This is a genomic window from Croceivirga sp. ABH4_376 (assembly GCF_056160685.1).
Genome location: NZ_JBSWXQ010000032.1, coordinates 1 through 220, shown reverse-complemented (window position 1 = coordinate 220; position 220 = coordinate 1). Strand labels below are relative to the sequence as shown.

The window sequence follows — 220 nt, the reverse complement described above, 5'->3', positions numbered from 1 at the left end:
TAGTGCTGTTCAAGGTAACGGTATAGGCCTCTTGTGGCTCGATGATGGCATCATCCAAAATAGAAACCACGATTTGTTGTACCTCGCCATCATTACCAACGAAGGAAATAGTACCATTGGTTATCGGCGTAAAGTCAGTTGCGGTTGCCGAACCAAAAGCGGTAGAGAAATCCACGTCGAAACCAGAAGCATACGCCCCGGTAAGGGTCACATCAAAAGT

The 220-nt window shown here is 46.8% G+C and carries 1 protein-coding gene; it reads right to left on the bottom strand.

The features are described from left to right. Positions 1–220 (bottom strand): Calx-beta domain-containing protein (locus ACXAGS_RS15765; RefSeq protein ID WP_474908094.1); only part of this gene is annotated, 220 nt, incomplete at both ends.